9 protein-coding genes are annotated in these 15,484 nt (G+C 44.1%); 3 read left to right on the top strand and 6 right to left on the bottom strand.

Features of this window, described 5'->3' with window-relative positions; all coding sequences use genetic code 11:
• Window positions 1-168: 168 nt before the first annotated feature.
• Complete coding sequence (locus tag F6K46_RS05970; protein ID WP_293054493.1) at window positions 169-5,691, bottom strand: caspase family protein; 5,523 nt, start codon at window positions 5,689-5,691, stop codon at window positions 169-171.
• A 174-nt stretch (window positions 5,692-5,865) separates the two neighbouring features.
• Entirely contained in the window at window positions 5,866-6,897 is a 1,032-nt protein-coding gene (locus F6K46_RS05965) for a PfkB family carbohydrate kinase (RefSeq protein WP_293054505.1), read from the bottom strand.
• Window positions 6,898-7,560: 663 nt separating this feature from the next.
• Here F6K46_RS05965 and F6K46_RS05960 point away from each other — a divergent pair.
• Window positions 7,561-8,124, top strand: coding sequence for a PEP-CTERM sorting domain-containing protein (locus F6K46_RS05960; RefSeq protein ID WP_293067517.1), 564 nt, complete (start codon window positions 7,561-7,563; stop codon window positions 8,122-8,124).
• Window positions 8,125-8,328: 204 nt separating this feature from the next.
• On the opposite strand, the gene F6K46_RS05955 is transcribed toward F6K46_RS05960, so the two are convergent.
• On the bottom strand, window positions 8,329-9,267 hold the full coding sequence (locus tag F6K46_RS05955) for a glycosyltransferase family 2 protein (protein ID WP_293067514.1): 939 nt from the start codon (window positions 9,265-9,267) through the stop codon (window positions 8,329-8,331).
• 147 nt (window positions 9,268-9,414) lie between these two features.
• Here F6K46_RS05955 and F6K46_RS05950 point away from each other — a divergent pair, with 147 nt between their 5' ends.
• Entirely contained in the window at window positions 9,415-9,639 is a 225-nt protein-coding gene (locus F6K46_RS05950; RefSeq protein ID WP_293067511.1) for a hypothetical protein, read from the top strand.
• A 67-nt stretch (window positions 9,640-9,706) separates the two neighbouring features.
• On the opposite strand, the gene F6K46_RS05945 is transcribed toward F6K46_RS05950, so the two are convergent.
• The 3 genes from F6K46_RS05945 to F6K46_RS05935 form a co-directional block, all read right to left on the bottom strand.
• Window positions 9,707-10,990, bottom strand: a complete 1,284-nt coding sequence (locus tag F6K46_RS05945) for a pentapeptide repeat-containing protein (RefSeq protein ID WP_293067509.1) — start codon at window positions 10,988-10,990, stop codon at window positions 9,707-9,709.
• Between the two features lie 319 nt (window positions 10,991-11,309).
• Window positions 11,310-13,340: an ABC transporter substrate-binding protein gene (locus F6K46_RS05940; protein WP_293067507.1), complete on the bottom strand. Its 2,031-nt coding sequence runs from the start codon at window positions 13,338-13,340 to the stop codon at window positions 11,310-11,312.
• Window positions 13,341-13,589: 249 nt separating this feature from the next.
• Window positions 13,590-13,943: a hypothetical protein gene (locus F6K46_RS05935; RefSeq protein ID WP_293067504.1), complete on the bottom strand. Its 354-nt coding sequence runs from the start codon at window positions 13,941-13,943 to the stop codon at window positions 13,590-13,592.
• A gap of 839 nt (window positions 13,944-14,782) precedes the next feature.
• On the opposite strand from F6K46_RS05935, the gene F6K46_RS05930 reads away from it, so the two are divergent.
• A complete protein-coding gene (locus F6K46_RS05930) occupies window positions 14,783-15,403 on the top strand; it encodes a pentapeptide repeat-containing protein (protein WP_293067501.1) in 621 nt (206 codons plus the stop codon).
• The last annotated feature ends 81 nt before the right edge of the window (window positions 15,404-15,484 follow it).

Here is a 15,484-nt window from a genome sequence, read left to right as displayed (position 1 = left end):
ACGGGTCACACCTCTTGATGCAGCGCAAACTAGCCGATAATCTATCCAAGATTTCGGCTGTAATGGTAATATATTTAGTTGGTAGGCACCCGATGAGGCGTTCGCGTAGCGTGGCCTTTAGGCCATGGCTTGAGTACCTACTTCATTTTTATGTGGACAGGCATGTGATTATTTTGAGTCTGGGGCTAACTGTTGTGCTACTTTTTTGGGGTCTTTATCTATTTCCTCTGTATCTGGATTGAGGTCGATGTCAGGATAGAGTTTTTGTGCTTCTTGATAGACAGAAATAGCCTCCTTTATTTCCCCCTCTTGTGCTAGTATCGCTCCAAATTGTACCTTAGCTTGTGCGGCTAACAAGTGCGCTACTGTTTGTAGGTCTTTGTCTATTTCCTCTGTATATGGATTGAAGTCGATGTCAGGATTGAATTTTTGTGCTTCTTGATAGGCAGAAATAGCCTCCTTTATTTTCCCCTCTTCTGCTAGTATCGCTCCCTCTTGTATCTTGGCTGGTGCGGCTAACAAGTGCGCTACTGTTTGTAGGTCTTTGTCTTGTTCCTCTGTATCTGGATTGAGGTCGATGTCAGGATAGAGTTTTTGTGCTTCTTGATAGACAGAAATAGCCTCCTTTATTTTCCCCTCTATTGCTAGCGACCAACCCTGATTCACTTTAGCTTGTGCGGCTAACAAGTGCGCTACTATTTTAGGGTCTTTGTCTATTTCCTCTGTACTTGGGTTGAGGTCGATGTCAGAATTGAGTTTTTGTGCTTTTTTAAATTTTTTAACAGCATTTTTTACATTTGGCTCTTGTTGTAACACAAAAGCCCTACCTTGTCTCACCAGAAAGTCGGCTTTGGCTTTATCTTCCCAACCAGCATACTTAAGACAAACTTCTCCTGCTTTATTATTTTGAGGCGCAACGAGGTCAGGATGAAATTGTAGCTGATCACATCCCTCTTTTAATAAATTTCGCCAATCTAAACCCAGCCACAAACGCACTGTTCCGTCGCCACTGGCACTGAGAATCTGTTTGCCATCTCGACTAAAAGCAATATCAGTGACCCTACTTGTATGACCTTGTAATGTATGGAGAGCAAGACCTGTTTCTGTGTCCCACAAACGCACTGTGTTGTCCCAACTGCCACTGAGAATCTGTTTGCCATCTCGACTAAAAGCGATCTCATTGACAAAAGTAGTATGACCTTCTAATGTATGGAGATGTTGACCGGTTTCGGTGTCCCACAACCGTAATGTTTTGTCGCCACTGCCACTGAGAATCTGTTTGCCATCTGGACTAAAAGCGATAGCCCAGACACCATCTATATGACCTTGTAATGTATGGAGAGTAAGACCTGTTTCTGTGTCCCACAAACGCAATGTTCCGTCGCCACTGCCACTGAGAATCTGTTTGCCATCTCGACTAAAAGCGATATCATTGACAGCACTTGTATGACCTTTTAATGTATGGAGAGTAAGACCTGTTTCTGTGTCCCATAACCGCACTGTGTCGTCGGAACTGCCACTGAGAATCTGTTTGCCATCTCGACTAAAAGCGATCGCAGTGACATCTTCTGTATGACCTTGTAATGTATGGAGAGTAAGACCTGTTTCTGTGTCCCATAACCGCACTGTGTCGTCGGAACTGGCACTGAGAATCTGTTTGCCATCTCGACTAAAAGCGATCGCAGTGACATCTTCTGTATGACCTTCTAATGTATGGAGAGGTTGACTGGTTTCTGTGTCCCATAACCGCACTGTGTCGTCGGAACTGGCACTGAGAATCTGTTTACCATCTCGACTAAAAGCGATCGCAGTGACATCTTCTGTATGACCTTCTAATGTATGGAGAGGTTGACCGGATTCGGTGTCCCACAACCGCACTGTGTTGTCATCACTGTCACTGAGAATCTGTTTGCCATCTGGACTAAAAGCGATCGCACTGACCCAACTAGTATGACCTTCTAATGTATGAATTAGTGTACCGGAATCTGTGTCCCACAAACGCACTGCTCCGTCGTCACTGCCACTGAGAATTTGTTTGCCATCTGGACTAAAAGCGATCGCACTGACCCAACTAGTATGACCTTCTAATGTATGGATTAGTGTACGGGATTTGGTGTCCCACAAACGCACTGTTGTGCTGTCCAAACTGCCACTGAGAATCTGTTTGCCATCTGGACTAAAGGCGATATCAGTGACAAAATCTGTATGACCTTCTAATTCGTCTGTATGGAGAGTTTGACCTGTTTCTGTGTCCCACAAACGCAATGTTCCGTCGCCACTGCCACTGAGAATCTGTTTGCCATCTGGACTAAAAGCGATCCCATAGACATCATCAGTATGATCTTCTATATGGAAAGGTTGACCGGAATCTGTGTCCCACAACAATGTGTTGTCCCAACTGTCACTGCTGAGAATCGGTTTGCTATCTGGACTAAAAGCGATATCAGTGGCAGTATTAGTATGACCTTCTAATGTATGTATTAGTGTACCGGTTTCTGTGTCCCACAAACGCAATGTTCCGTCGCCACTGCCACTGAGAATCTGTTTGCCATCTCGACTAAAAGCGATCTCATAGACATCTTCTGTATGACCTTCTAATGTATGGAGAGGAAGACCTGTTTCTGTGTCCCACAAACGCAATGTTCCGTCGCCACTGCCACTGAGAATCTGTTTGCCATCTCGACTAAAAGCGATATCAGTGGCAGTATTAGTATGACCTTCTAATGTATGTATTAGTGTACCGGTTTCTGTGTCCCACAAACGCACTGTGTCGTCCCTACTGCCACTGAGAATCTGTTTACCATCTGGACTAAAAGCGATCGCATTGACAGTATCAGTATGACCTTCTAATGTATGGAGAGGAAGACCTGTTTCTGTGTCCCACAAACGCACTGTGTTGTCAAAACTGCCACTGAGAATCTGTTTGCCATCTGGACTAAAAGCGATATCAGTGACAATATCTGTATGACCTTGTAAGCGATTCCTTTCTCGAACCTTATCTAAAGCTGCCAATAAGCTAGAATTAACTTCATTGATCACTGTTGGTTGTAAGGATTTTTGGTAATCTTGAGTTTTAGCGGTTGATTCAATAGCTTGGAGCAATTCTTCTGTAGTAGGTTTTACTGATGCAGAATACTTGATATTGGCAGCTTGTGCAAGTAAGTCTGAGTTAATTGCCCGTTTACGAGATTGTAAGCCAAAATGAGTCGATAATACTAAACCTGTACCTAACCCCACCATAACTGCGATCGCAATACCCCAATTCTGACGAGTATTTAAGCTTTTTTGCCTGACGCTACGCTGCACAAACTCAGCTTCTACTTGGTTCAGCCAGTTATCATCAGAATTGAGTTCTTTATTCAATACATCGAGATAAGGATTGGCATTCCAAAGAAATTGTACGGTTTTATCTCTCGAACCTTTTTGTTGCTCCGGTGTCCGTTGCCACAATCGAGCCAACTGAGTATCTTTGAGTGTGTTTATTTTGTTAAAAAAGTTTTCAGCAAGGTCAAGTCTCCCATTCAACCAATTAATCGCAGCTTCAGCCTTGGCTTCAAAACCGGATGATTGTTTTTTGCTTTTAAGATTTTTCCACTCCACCGCCGCAGGAGTCAACCGCCGTTGTAGAAGTAAATTTTCCTCGTCTTTTTGTTTCCACTCCAGCAACCTTTGCCAACCCCGCACCAAAGCATCATGGGCTGGTTCCACATAGGCATTGCGATCAGCATCAACTCCATTAACCAATAACCGTACGTTAGTAAAGCGCCCAATTACTTCGTTCACTAAACCATCTTTCTGACCCGGATATTTCAATTCTGAAAACGATACGCGCCTACGGGCTAATTCTCCTCCACCTAGTGCCACCATCCGTAACATCACATGACGGATAACTTGGTCATAAGCGGGATTTTTATTAACTAGCGCCTTATATTCTTCATCAGCCCTTTGAGTTAGTGATTGCATGACTCCCCCTAATTCAATATAATCGGCTTGAGTCAGCGCCCGGTCAATAGTAATACCCCTGTATTGTTCCTCCCGTTGTCGCCTTAAGTATTTCAGATAAAGTTCGCTCAAGGCAAAAGACAACAGGGGCAATGCTCCCGGCATATCCGCCACTTCATCTATTAATTCTTCTACTAAATCGTGGGGCTGAAAATACATCACCCGTGCTTGAGCCGGTTTTTCTATCGCTTCCCTTAGTTCCCCTCGTGTCATCGCTGGTACAATAAATCGTCCGTTGTGCCAACACTTTTTAAGCACAGTTAAACCCACGTTATAGTCTGTGGGGACAAACGTTAAGCCAGCATCCCTGACTTGCGGTTCAAAGTCAGAGCGTAGGGTTAATACTACCCGTAATTTATCCCCATGGGTATTTATGGCTGTGAGTATCTGTTGGAAAAACGCCTGACGCTCATCTAAGTTTTGACAGAGTGTAATAATTTCTTCGCTTTGGTCAATAAACAGTAATAACTTAGAGTTGGGGTTATTTTTCGCCCAAACATCAATGCTCATTGCCAGGTTCTGCTGGGGGTTTTGGGCTGCTACCTCTGGTAATTGGCTATTTTTTAAAGCATTATTTAACCCTTGCAAGGGAGTCTCACCAGGACGGATGGGTGGCAAAATACACCATTTTTCGGTATTACCTTGCCGTAGTTTGGGAATTAATCCGGCTTTTACCAAGCTAGATTTACCGGAACCGGAAGCACCCAACACCACTGTCAGGGGATTAGCTTTGACAAAATCTTCTAACTTTTCTACTAGTAATGTTCTACCGAAAAACAGTGAACTGTCTTTCTCCTCAAAGGAGTTTAAACCGCGATAGGGATTTTTTGACTCATCTAATTGTGGTGCGGCGGGTAAATTAAGTTCATGTCCCGGAGAAAGAAAGATATATTCTCCCTTATCGTGCTTATTTAAACACCAAATACCAGGGGTTTGTCGTATCCGGCATTTTTCTGTGGGAATTTCGACTCGATCCCGTAAATATAAATATAATTCTGTGGCTGTAATTACCCCATCTCCAGGGGGTTTACCATCTTTTGCAGGAGGAATTATATCTGCTGCCCCTTCGAGGGCTTCTAATAATGCACTAGCAAAAGGGGAATGATTGCCGAATTGACCGCGTTCGCTATCTAAATTAAAGTTATCTAAGGCTTTTTGGTCAGAAGCTGAAGACGTAATGATTTGCCAGGCTGGGTCAGTAATAAAACGGTCATAACGCTCTTGGTGAATTACTTCTGGCGATGTGAGTAAATCCCTAGTATTCGACCATTTAAAAGCACCAGCAAAACAGCAGTCGAGGATACCCAAGAAATGACGACAGGGTAATTGACTTAAAGCATCGTGTAACTTGGTCATGGGCAGATAACTATTAGTATCCCCCAGTAAAGCATCTTGAGGAATTAAGTAACCCGCCGGGCCATCATCCCCATTGAGAGCGACTCCATGACCAGCAAAGTAAAATAATAAGCGGTCATTTTCAGTAACTTGTTCGGGTAAGGTATGAGATAAAAATTTGTTAAACTTAGACAGAGTTGCCACTTCGTCTAGGCATTCCCAGACTTCGTAATCATGCTTGATGCGGAGAATTTCTGCTATTTTTTTGGCATCGTTTACGGCGGTTTTCAGGGGGGAAATGCCATTTGTGTAGTTATTGATACCGATTATAAAGGCGAGATTGCGAGAAAACATGTTATGCTAAAAACACTGATAAAGATCACTTGAATACCCTTGATTGGCAGCATCAAAACTGGGATGCTCCCTATTTATTCCTCAAGATAATCTGTTGACTTTATGCAGAAATTATTTTTTTCGTAATAAATCTTTACCTATTGAGGAAAGCATCGAACAGAGAATTGCTATAGTTTATGGTTCAACCTCCAATAACCCTCGTAAAGCCTCTTTCATCTCATCCTGACTAGTAGTTGCTGTACCAAACTGGCGCACCACAATGCTAGCGGCCAAATTCCCCAAAACCGCTGCTTCCCAGTAGGAAGCCCCCAGACACAAGCTCAAGGTCAGGGCTGCTACTACGGTATCCCCAGCACCAGTTACATCAAACACATCGGTGCGATTAAACGCTGGGATATGCTCCACCTTACCATCACGACCAAACAAACTCATACCCTGTTCACCACGAGTAATCAGAATTTCTTCCCCTTGAGTCAGTGCCAACAAATCTCTACCAGCTCTCAACAAATCCTCAAAACTCTTAATCCCATACCCCACTGCTCGCTCCGCTTCTGGCAGATTGGGAGTAAATACTCTAGCGCCATGATAACGGTCCAGATCCTTCTGAGTATCTACAATGGTGCGGTCGTGAGACAAAACCGCTTCAATCACTGGTGGTGTAAACACACCATCTCCGTAATCAGAACAAACCACAGCATCCACCTGACCTACATGCTGTTGTATTTGTGCTGCCAACTCTAACTGCTTATCCCGGTCGGGCAATTCATCTGACTTGCGGTCTATTCGCACAATCTGCTGAGTCACCGACTGACGGGCATGACCAGCAATCCGGCTTTTGGTCACAGTTGGTCGGTCTGGATCAATCACGATCGCACTAGTATCAATCCCCACCTCTTCAAACATCGTCCGCAGCACTTGCCCTTGAGGATCCTTACTCAAAAACCCAGCTACCTTAACCTTTGCTCCCAGCTTAGCCAGATTATAAACAGCATTTGCCCCACCACCAGGAGTTTGACGAGTGGTTTCATGACGTATTATTAATACTGGTGCCTCTCGTGAAATTCGTTCCACTTCACCTGTGAGAAACTCATCAAGAGTTAAATCACCAACCACCAGTACCTTAGATTGCTTAAAACCATCAATGAGCTCAAACAAACGGGGAGCTGAAGCAGCTAGTTGAGTTTTGAAAGACGCAAATTCAGTCATAGAGCAAAGAGAGTAGGGAGTAGGGAGTAGGGAGTAGGGAGTCGGGAGTCGGGAGTCGGGAGTAGGGAGTCGGGAGTAGGGAGTCGGGAGTCGGGAGTCGGGAGTCGGGAGTCGGGAGTCGGGATAATAAGATTTAATTTACCTGATAACTGTGATCAACGCTATAATTTAGTATTAATTAGTTTCTCATTACTGTTACTTTAAATACCAGCGTGTCGCGTATCAGCGTGTCGCGTATCAGCTTTTACCCAGACTTTCAATTCTCATTAATCTCGAACTATTAAATGCTCTGGTTTGGCCATTGCGCATTGCACATTGCCCACGCTAAGCAAATGGCACCTCAAGTAGCGTGCGCGTAGCCCATAGGCTGACGGATTAGTTTACCAGAATGTGGTTGGGATTTATTAACAAGTTTTTAACTAACTACTTGGACATCAATTCTGTTAACTGTGTTAATAAATTTAACGTTTATCAACCCTTTTCTATTCCCTGTTCCCTATTTCCTATTCCCTATTGCTATAGTATCAACCGTTATTCACATTTTTATGTAAACTTTAGGTAAACTTTATGTAGTGTTTATAAATTCTCCTGACCCTTGGTATAGAATTAATTTGATTACTGAAAAATCAGTAATATCAACAACTAATTTACAGGGATAAATCAATGTTTAAAGGACAAAGTATCTGCCAAAAATTAGCACTAATCACTACTGGTGCAGCCTTAAGCCTAGCAGTGATTGACACTAATCCTGTCCAAGCTATTACCATTACCTATGAGTTTTCAACAGCAGGGTCATCTGGTAAGTTCAGCTATGATGACGTCAATGAAATCAGGAGGGAATTAGAGCCTATTGTACCAGGTATTCCCGTGATCGATAGAACTTATCCGATAGATGAGATTGAGTTTTTTTTCAACAATAGAACCTATACTGAGGCTGATTCTACAAAAGATCCTGTATGGTCAGTGTTCGAAGGGTTGTCAGGTGGAGATCAATTCAGTTGGAGTACAGAAGATTTTAGCTTTGTTTTTGCTAATGGTCCAGGTCCTCTCCCAGAGTTATTTACTGCGTTCGAGGTCGATGGAGAATTCGTAGACACAGTGAGTTTTAGGCGGGTAGAAAATGAACCACCAGCAAGTGTACCTGAACCTGGCACTGTTATAGGACTTAGTCTTTTGGGTTTAGGCTGCCTTTCACAGAGAAAGATAGCATCTTCGCCAAGGGTATAGAAAAAACTGAGCGAAAATTATAAGCATTCAGCTATCAGCCGTCAGCCGTCAGCTTTTGAATAAAAGAGGTAAGCATTAGTTTAATCTGAGTTAACTCACAGGCTTCTAGCCTGTGCCACAAAGAAGCCTGTGCCACAAAGCTGGTTTATTTTAAGCATGATAGCTGAATGCTGATAACTGATAGCTGATAGCTTACTTTGATACTCATTCCGACCCAAACCCCCTCACTTCTGATAAAACATACAATGGTCTGCCTTTAACTTCTTCATAAATGCGTCCTACATATTCCCCTAAAATACCAATAGATACTAACTGTACTGCTCCCAAAAAGAAAATTGCAATCATAATGGTGGCAAACCCAGTCACAGGAGAATTCGGTTCAAAAATCCGCCAGTAAAGCACTAACCCTGCCATCAATAGCGCGATCGCTGTTGCTAATAATCCCAGATAAGTAGCGATTCGCAATGGCACTTTAGAAAAAGAAACCAGTGCATCTACTGCTAGGGCTAGGGATTTACGAATGGTGTACTTGATCTCACCAGCAAAGCGGGGGTCACGTACATAGGAAACAGAGGTTTGCCGCAACCCTACCCAAGAACGCAATCCCCGCACGTAACGGTTGCGTTCTGGCATGGCATTGAGTACATCAACCACCCGTCGATCCATTAAACAAAAGTCCCCCGTATCTAAGGGAATCTCGACATTGGCTAGACGGCGCAGTAAACGATAAAATAGGTAAGCCGGAAAGCGCTTTAACCAACTTTCACGACGTCTCTGAGTGCGCTGAGCATAAACAATTTGATAACCCTGCTGCCATTTTTCCACTAGCACTGGGATGATCTCTGGTGGGTCTTGTAAATCAGCATCTAGGACAATAATCCCTTGACCCCGCACAAAATTTAGACCGGCAGTGACAGCAATTTGATGACCAAAGTTACGGGAAAGACTTAGGTAACATACCCTTGGGTCTTTTTGATGAAGGTCTCGCATCAGCTCTAGAGAGCGATCGCAACTGCCATCATTGACTAGAATTAACTCCACCTCCCCTAACTGATCCATTACTGTACAGATGCGTCGGTACAGTTCTAAAATACTGTTTTCCTCGTTATATACAGGAATAACCAGGGAATAGGTTGGGTTCATCGTTTGTTGAAGGTTGCAGGTTTAAAGTTAGAGGTTACAGGTTGCAGGTTGAAAGTTGAAGGTTGAAGGTTGAAGGTTGAAGGTTACAGGTGGTAAGTTACAGGTGGTAAGTTACAGGTTGCCGGTTCGTTGGTTTAAGGTGGCAAGTTGCAGATTTTCTATAAAACCTTAAACCTTCAACCTTCACAACCTTCAACCTTCACAACCTTCAACCTTAAACCTTCACAACCTTCACAACCTTCAACCTTCAACCTTAAACCTTCACAACCTTCAACCTTAAACCTTCAACCTTCAACCTTCACAACCTTCAACCTTAACAACCTTCAACCTTCAACCTTAACAACCTTCAACCTTAAACCTTCACAACCTTAAACCTTAAACCTTCAACCTTAACAACCTTCAACCTTAACAACCTTCAACCTTCAACCTTAACGACCTTCTAGCGCCCTAATTTATTAGGAATTCCCTGACAACCACCCGGGATTGTTTTTCTTGACTTTTCACCGCACCAAGCACAGCTGTAGTAGTGCTGCTTTTCATCCATCCGCTGGACACCGGTGAAGTTAACATTTTCGACTACTGCACCGGTGTAAGCTCCAGTGCGATAGTCAGGGGGATGGGTACGACTGCGGGGACTGGCAGTTTCTACTGAACCATAAAATAGGCGGACTCCCTTGAGGTCAGCACCAGTGAGGTTGGCTTCATATAAAACAGTGCGGGATAGATTCGCTTGCACTAAGTCACAGAAGCTGAGATTCGCTCTGACCATATTAGCTTCGGCGAGTTCTGTCCAACGCAAATCTGTATAACTCAGGTCTGATCCAGCTAACATTACATTCAGGTCAATAACCCTTATACCATAAACTCGGTCTTCTTGGTATCCTCCATACCCATCCAACATGGGGCGTCCTAAATGATTATCCCGTCTGAGGGGAGTCAGTAAACGGGCTTGGGACAAAAATCTGAGTACTTTAGCTTTCCCATGGGCATCCACACTACTGAGAATAGCAGCGGTTCTTCCTTCGCAAAATGCCCTCTCTTGGGGCCAATCTTCTAGCAATCCCTGATCATCTAAGGCTAAATCTGAAACTCCCTGAAAGTAAGCATCAATGGTTTGCTGCTGGGTAATCATATTTTGCTGGATGGTCAGGTCTTTGGAAATGACATATTGTCGCCAAGCAATGAATACTGCTACGAGGGCAATCAAAATCTGTCCCAAAGCACCTACCCATTCAGCCCATGACCCAAATTCATCCCATTTAATTTGAACCAACCAATGGCTGATGTTTTGGTAAACACCAACAAAGTTCAGTAAGCCACTTATTGCTGCTACCACTCCGATCGAGGCAATAACTTTGATTCTTTGTGGTGGTGGCAACAAATCAGTAAGCCATTGTTTGAGAACCGGTAAAATTACTGGCAATGAAACCAACAGCGCCACAGTAGATCCGGATATCCCAATCCAGAGGTTATCAATCACTACCCCAAAAATCATGATAGCGATCGCAGTGAGAATAATTGCGCTTAGGGAGCGATTGGCAGGAGTAACCGATCCAATCGTTGGTTTATTGGGCAGGTTTGACAACGGCAGGGTAGATAAATGTTGCTCCTCTTGAGTTTGGGGAGGAGATGGTGGTGAATGACCATTGGCTGAGTTCTTGGCGGTACCGTTGTTACTATGTTCAGGCTGATTGGGTGGCAGAGGCTCAGGCAAGTTAGTCATGGCATTCCCATCAAAATAAGCTCAAGCTAAAGCAACATTACAAAATAATACAGCTCTTAGACACTCTGATCGTTTTTTAGCTGATTTGCACCTCAACAGATTAGCAAATTTTCAAGTGAAATCCGGTAGACTTGACTTGTGTCAATTGTGGTTTTGGACGTTATCTAAAGCCAAGCTGGAGCAATAATAATCCGTAACTTTATATAGCGTTTCTCACCCCAAGAGCGCACTGCATTTCTACTGCCGACTCCCAGGGCTTGCGCGTTCACGCTTAGCTTTGAAAAAGCGCGGGGTCGCACCGCTCCCGATTCCCGATTCCCTAATCCCGACTCCCGACTCCCTCCAACCCATAACTTTGTACCTCACCCGATTCAGAAGTGCTATACCACAGATGAGCATTCCAGTTTGTATTGAAAGGATTAGGCATCCGTTCCTGAATCCTAGTCGATTGTACTTGTAGTAACTGTGGCTGAGATTGGGTAAGAGCCACGACAGTCAATTCTTGGTTTTCCCTCAAGGTCTTGGCCAGGTCTTTTGAGTAGGGTATTACTGCTGCAGTGACCTTATGGCCTAGCACCATATCGAGCAGCTGGTTGTGATCACAGATGACGGGAATGACAATTTGATCAAATCTTGGTGTGCCTTGCCAATAGTCTGGAAAAGCACTCAACTGGATGCCACTAGAACCGAAGGTCTCAACTTGGAATGGTCCAGTCCCAATCGGCTTTATCCCAAAGTGTTTTGTACCATAACCATGGCGCGGTACAATTCCCACGGTTAAAAGTTGGGGATGAATCGGAGGTTTGGCTACCGGGCGTGGGTCGATTGCTAAGGGATGGGAATCCCTAGGCTCAATGGAATCAATTTCCCTGAGGCGATGGGATGGCGAGGGTAACCTTTGGGGGGCAGACTGTAATGTAAACGCAATGGTTTTTTGATCTACAAGTTTGATATCCCTGATGCTTGTCAAAACCAGTTTGCGCCAGGGTGAGTCAATTTTCCGTAGTACCTGATAAGTGAACTCAACATCAGCAACGGTTAGAGGGGTGCCATCGTGGAAACGTAGGTTGTCATGAAGCTGGAAATAAAGGATTGTAGTGATTTTGTCTACAGTTTCTAGCTTCCACTTGACCGCAAGATCGGGAACCAGCAACCCACGTAAGGAATTAAAACGACATAAACCCCGGAACACCAGACTCAATACATCCGCTGGTCCTAGGGTTGGGTTCAGCAAAGGGTCAAGGGTCTTAATGGGACGAAAATCAGCAATGGTAAGCTCTTGGCGCGATTTGACCCAAATCTTTTTGGTAAAGGTGCTGTTGCTTGGGTTGATATCGGGGAGTTGTTGTTGTGGATCAGCTGTGAAGCGGATGATATGGAAGCCAGCCTTGAACCTAAGTTGATGACGAATGCTGCTGTCTTGCGATCGCTGATTCGGTTGTAAGGTGCCATGGGGACTAAGGTCAGATAGATTGTTGATAGTCCACTCAACTTGGAAAGAACCGGAAGGGCTACTTCCTTGATTAATTAGATCTGCTTCTAATGTAATTAAATCCCCTGCTACTGGTAATGGAGGATTTAGGGTAATGTCACGCACCAATAAATCAATAGTAGTGGCTTCCCACGGAAGAGTATTGGTGGTTTGACCATCAATCACAGCAAATAGGACACCAACACCCCTTACTTGGGGCATGATCACACTCAGGCGGGACTCACTCCAAGTTATTATTTTAGCTGGCTGACCCTGAAACAACACTAAAGCACCGGGTGAAGGCACAGAAGGGAAATTCCCCCCTTCAATCACCACACTACTCCCTGGCGGTGATTTGGCTGGTTTCACTTCAGTCAAAAATGGGAGTTGTCGCCACATCCGAATCCGTGCTTCGGGAAGATCAGTTTTACGGCTAACTTCGGCGATCATTGCTGGGGTTTGGGTGTAGCGCTCTAGGTCATCAACGGAGTAAATTGCGATCGCATTTAGTTGTTTGATCTCAGTTTCAGTAATATCTGGTAACGTAGCCAGAGGACGGTTATCTACTGGTCGGTCTAGAGGCTTACGTACCCCATGCAACTGACTCTGTAGTACCTGGGTAAAATCCAATTTGAGAACAGTAGCACCATTTTCCTTGGGATCAACAACCGTCCGAAACCAAATTTCCCCATCTTGACCACGGCGCACTGTTACTTCCAAATCCAGGTTTAGCTGTTTGATAGCCAAAGACTTACCACGAGCATAGGATTTGAGGGAGAGAGTATCTTCCGCATAGTCAATTTCCGATGCGATCGCATCCACCAATTCCGCCAGCTGCCATTCTTGGTTATCCTCTGTTACTGACTCATCAGTACTCATCGATCCGAAGTTCCCTCTTCTGACTTCCCTACTCCCAACTTCTTACTCCCGAGCAACCCCAAGGGCGGAGCACCTCAGCCAATGTAGAACTGCTATACATGCAATAGTTTAGCCTTTACCTTTTGTCTTCATACCAAGTTGCGGTCAAACGTACAACTTTCTCTTCCGCCAATCTCCCTATCTCCCCATCTCCCTATCTCCCCATCTCCCTATCTCCCTATCCAACCAATCTGCTCTGTTTGAATGCAACTAGGTATCAGTAGTGATAGTGATTCGGATACGACCATTACTACCAACTGGTTGTGTTTCACGAGCTGATGGCATTGTCACTATCACTCTACTTGACTTTTCTGGTAAAGACTGGGGGTCAGTTTGCAGCCGTAGATGGGCAGGAATTTCAACATCCACATCAGTGACCTGTAACTTCAATGGTTCAGCAGCCCGATCACTTGTTTGTTCCAATGTGTCAGTGATCTCTCGGAAAATCAATGTGATTAAATCCCCTAGTGTGATCTCAGCCATCAGAAAATCTTGGTGATTAGTAGTTGAATTATAATCTTTAGCAAAGGGAACAGGGAACAGGGAACAGGGAACAGGGAACACTCATATTTTTTTTGAGGACTGAAATTGTTTTTTATCAGTTCTGATTTTTTTTTTACAAATTAAATTATTGATATAATGCTCTGCTAGATTATTTTGGATATTACCTAGTTTTTATAAATTAAATTTAAACAATTATTACAGGGGTTTAAAACTAGCCAAAATTTATATTTACTTGATTAAATCTTGCCTGTTGCCTGTTGCCTGTTGCCTGTTGCCTGTTGCCTGTTGCCTCTTGCCTGTTGCCTCTTGCCTTTCCCTAAGGCAGTATGTTCACAACTAAAAAAAAATGCTATATAATAATCTTGATGAGGTACACAGGATTTTTTGATATTCCCGATTGTCTCTTCCCTGTTCCCTACTCCCTATTCTCTGCTCCCAGATCCGCTGTTCCCAGATCCGCTGTTCCCTAAAATCCCAAACTTATGTACCTCACCTATTTTATAAATGCTATAATTCAGCATAATTGTGCCACTAATAATTAGTTAGTATTATGAAATTTTAACTACCATAAATGCTGTCAGGAAAAAAACTTGTCAGATCAGCTAAAACCATAACGATAGATATCGCCCTTTGCTCAGAAGCAAGCGCTACTTAGGACTCCCGCCCTTAGTAAAGCGATCGCAAGTTGTGGTAGTTCATCTAAAAAATTTCTGGAAGGATTGGGGATAACTGGGTATGGTGTTAGATATAAGGGTGCCTATCGCATCCGTGTAGAAAAATATATTCAGACCCTAATACCTGTGGACTGGATAGTGCCGACACGACTAGGATGAAGCAGAAAGAACCATGACGCTGCTCTGTTGTGAGCGTTTTTTTGTATTTTGGGATCGAATTGCATCATGGCAGACAAAGAGCATTTGGCTGTGCTCAAACGAGGGATAGATGCCTGGAATCAGTGGCGGAGGGAGAATCCTAACCTAGAGCCTGATCTGAGTGAGGCTAACCTCAGAGGGGCTGACCTCAGTAGGGCTGATCTCAGGCGGGTTAACCTGATCAAAGTTGACCTCAATGTGGCTAACCTAAGAGGGGCTAACCTCAGTGAGGCTAATCTCCTTGAGGCTAACCTCTGTTTATCTAACCTGATCAAGGTTAACCTTTACCAGGCTAACCTTTGCAAAGCTAAGCTCCGCTCTGCTAACCTCTACAAGGCTAACCTGATCGAGGCTAACCTCAGCGGCGCTAACCTAATTGAGACTAACCTCTACAAGTCTGACCTTTGCAAAGCTAAGCTCCGCTCTGCTAACCTCTACAAGGCTAACCTCAGTAGAGTTAACCTCAGCAAAACAGACCTTTGTGGGTGTTACCTTGGCAGGGCTAACCTTAGTGGTGCTAGGGCCTGTTTTCTTGCCTCGGAGATCCCCCGTTGGTCCCCCTTAAAAAAGGGGGACGAGCGAGTATGGCTCCCCCCTTTTTTAAGCTATCCATTAGGCAAAAGTAGTCGAAACAGTGATAGAGACTAGGATTTAGGCAAGGATTGGGAGAGGAGTGGTGAGAGCCATTATTAAACTAACAGGGATTTCCCAAGACTGCGGTCGCAAAAT

Source organism: Moorena sp. SIO3E8 (assembly GCF_010692445.1).
Taxonomy (GTDB): Bacteria; Cyanobacteriota; Cyanobacteriia; order Cyanobacteriales; family Coleofasciculaceae; genus Moorena; species Moorena bouillonii.
Note: the sequence above shows the minus strand (reverse complement) of the source record. Positions and strands in the feature narration are given on the sequence as shown.

Excerpts from the sequence above, each read along its gene's own strand:
- F6K46_RS05970 (WP_293054493.1), bottom strand. The coding sequence starts at position 5,691 with ATGTTTTCTCGCAATCTCGCCTTTATAATCGGTATCAATAACTACACA.
- F6K46_RS05965 (WP_293054505.1), bottom strand. The coding sequence starts at position 6,897 with ATGACTGAATTTGCGTCTTTCAAAACTCAACTAGCTGCTTCAGCTCCC.
- F6K46_RS05960 (WP_293067517.1), top strand. The coding sequence starts at position 7,561 with ATGTTTAAAGGACAAAGTATCTGCCAAAAATTAGCACTAATCACTACT.
- F6K46_RS05955 (WP_293067514.1), bottom strand. The coding sequence starts at position 9,267 with ATGAACCCAACCTATTCCCTGGTTATTCCTGTATATAACGAGGAAAAC.
- F6K46_RS05945 (WP_293067509.1), bottom strand. The coding sequence starts at position 10,990 with ATGACTAACTTGCCTGAGCCTCTGCCACCCAATCAGCCTGAACATAGT.
- F6K46_RS05940 (WP_293067507.1), bottom strand. The coding sequence starts at position 13,340 with ATGAGTACTGATGAGTCAGTAACAGAGGATAACCAAGAATGGCAGCTG.
- F6K46_RS05930 (WP_293067501.1), top strand. The coding sequence starts at position 14,783 with ATGGCAGACAAAGAGCATTTGGCTGTGCTCAAACGAGGGATAGATGCC.